Raw genomic sequence first — 2,699 nt, forward strand, 5'->3', positions numbered from 1 at the left:
CAACTTCTTCTGCGATGCGGTCGAAAGTACGCCCTCCGCCAAGGCCGCGAACTTCTCCTCAATTTCAGAGTCGATCAGAGGATTCCGGGGATCGCCCTTGGGGTAGTCGAGCTGCTTGGAAAATACCGAACCGTCTCTAGTTGTGATGTTCACGATTACACGCTGCAATGCTGGGAAAACCTTTTCGATATCCGGGTCGGCCACTACCTCCACCTTCGGCAGTTGAGCGCGAATCTCGGAGTCCATGATCCTGCTCATCTCAAACTGAGCCGGGGTTACTTGCCGATCTACGATTGCAGCTGCAATCACATAGGGGAGGGAATGGTCGGCGGTTTCCTTGGTGTGGGGATCATACTTACTGGGATCGGAGAGAATGTCTGCCGCGCGGGCCAGGGAGCGGATCTGGACTTTCTGAATATCGGCCGGCTTCAGGTCATTCGATTTGACGATGTCGAGTACGGCGGAAATCGGGGAGTGGGTCAGCGCCTCGGTAGGAAAGAACTTCATGCCGCACTGGGTAATGCGCCAAGCTTCGCCCAAACCATCCGTGAGCAAGTTTAGCCGCCATTCTGGACCATAACAGTGAGTGAGGCCCTCCTTGCCGTCGATCACGTGTTCGGGACCGGTGTAGCCTTTTTCAGCTAGCAGCGCCGCCAGTATGCCGCTCTGGGTGGCCATGGGATCCACGGTGTTCTTCATCATGGTGAGCTTTCCCGCCGTGACTGCGCCCAGGGTGCAATGGCGGCTGGCGGAGATGCCGATGGCATGCTGAATCTGCTGCCAACTTAAGTGCAGCGCGCGCCCGGCAACGATGGGGGAAACAAACGCGGTCAGGGTCGCGTGATGCCATCCGCGCTCGCGAATTCCCGGAAAAGCCGCTTCGCACAGGCGCATTTCGAATTCATGCCCGAGAACCAGACCTACGATCAACTCCTTGCCATCGGTTTTGGCTCGCTCACAGCCTGCAATCGCCGCAGGGAAAATATCCGATGGATGCGATGGGTCCTGCTTCCAGTAGATATCGTTGTAATCCATGCAGCGGATCATCAGAGCGTTCGCCAGGGAAGCTGAGACCGCGTCCATCCGCTTGCCGCTTCCAATGACGGTAGCCGGGCCGCGTCCGGCGATCTCGGCAAGAACCTCGAGAGCGATCTTCACGTCATGCTGCTGGTATCCGCCGAGAGCGCAACCCACCGAGTCCAGAAGGAAGCGTTTTGCCTGGTAAACGGCTTCTGGTGAGAGTTGTTTGTATTCGAGCCTGGCTGCCCAGCGCGACATCTGCGCCGTGATGGTGCCCTTCGTCGCGACGGTATCTTTTCCGCTCACAAGATCTCCTATCTTGCTTTAACGTTCTTGGGATTCTTGAACGGTAGGAATGCCATGAAATCGGCATGGTGCACGATGAAGGCCTCGGTGGTGCGCTTCACCAAATCGCCTTCCGCGGCATGCGCCGCAATGACGTGACAGACGTCATCCGGTATGCCACACTCCAGCGCCAAGGCGACTCCTGTAAATGGGTGCCGCAGTGCTTCTCCGCGCTCGCTTTGACGGCTCTTGCCGTCGGGGCCGATCTCGTATTCCAGCAATTTGCCAACATCGGCGAGAATTGCCCCCGCAATAACAGTGTCAAGGTTGACGGGAAGCGAGCGGCCCATGAACTCCTGCATCGCCTCCGCACTCTGGCGGGCGATGTGCACGACGCACCGCTTGTGCTCCATGAACGTTACCGGGCAGTTGGGCACGAGAAGCGTGAAGGGAATGCGGTTCAAGTCTTCAGGCTTGAGTAGGCTGCGTTCCAAAGCTTTGACCCACGTCTGAGCCACCTTTTCCCGCAGCTTAGGATTTTCAATCCACTGAATCTCTGGCCACAGCTTGTTGACTGCATCCCGCATGCTCCCGACACCTCCCAGCAAACGCTTTAGCTTAACTTGGGGACGCGGTAAGAGTCGAGTAGGGGGTGACCTAATTCACAGGGATCGGTGTCACAGACCACAGTGACGAACGTCCGGGACGCAATGGGAAAACTGCGGCGGGGAGCGATGTTTTGAGGATTGGTCGGGGCGATAGGATTTGAACCTACGACCCCCTGCGCCCAAGGCAGGTGCGCTACCAGGCTGCGCTACGCCCCGACTGTCAACGACTCATGCCGTATCTAGAGACTAAGGCAGGGTGCGCTATTCGTGCAAGGGAGGGTTGCAATGCACGGGAACGCTCATACTTGCGTGATGACTGCCACACCATTCCTGTTAAGGTTCTCGGGTTTGTACGGGACCATTCTTAGATTTTCGATTTGTACGTCATATCTTTGCAGACCGTTGCCCGCCTTCTCCGTCTTTTCAAGCCGCACAAGCGTGCCTTCCGCCCTCAAGTCCTTCCACTTGTCCAAGAGGATGACGTTGCAGCCAGCACTGAGTCGGTAAAACAAATTCTTGGAAATTGCGTAGTTGTCCCCAACACCACTTTCAAATGTTTGATGGAAGCTCCGTTTGTTTTCTTGCTGGGTTTTCTTAGAGGGAGCGTGTATGACCAAGGTTGACATTGAGCCTTCGACCTCCTCAGTTGTCGACAGTATAGGGCAGTAGGATTCGCCAAGGCAAAAGGCTGTGGTCTCAGGCGGAGCCCATCTTCTTCTGCATTTCTTCGAGCGTAAGACCTTTCGTCTCCGGATAGATAAACAACACGACGAAGAACTGCAGCAC

At 56.2% G+C, this 2,699-nt stretch carries 3 protein-coding genes and 1 tRNA gene; all 4 read right to left on the bottom strand.

Going from position 1 to position 2,699, the window contains the following annotated elements:
- A partial coding sequence (locus WA354_RS20815) for an MmgE/PrpD family protein (RefSeq protein ID WP_472814943.1) occupies nucleotides 1-1,326 on the bottom strand: 1,326 nt, incomplete at its 3' end.
- An 8-nt stretch (nucleotides 1,327-1,334) separates the two neighbouring features.
- Nucleotides 1,335-1,892: an HD domain-containing protein gene (locus WA354_RS20820; RefSeq protein WP_472814944.1), complete on the bottom strand. Its 558-nt coding sequence runs from the start codon at nucleotides 1,890-1,892 to the stop codon at nucleotides 1,335-1,337.
- Between the two features lie 160 nt (nucleotides 1,893-2,052).
- Nucleotides 2,053-2,129, bottom strand: a tRNA-Pro gene (locus WA354_RS20825).
- Between the two features lie 83 nt (nucleotides 2,130-2,212).
- Entirely contained in the window at nucleotides 2,213-2,539 is a 327-nt protein-coding gene (locus WA354_RS20830; RefSeq protein ID WP_472814945.1) for a hypothetical protein, read from the bottom strand.
- Nucleotides 2,540-2,699: the final 160 nt, after the last annotated feature.

Origin of the sequence: Occallatibacter sp., assembly GCF_049802275.1 — a bacterium.
Classification (GTDB): Bacteria; Acidobacteriota; Terriglobia; order Terriglobales; family Acidobacteriaceae; genus Telmatobacter.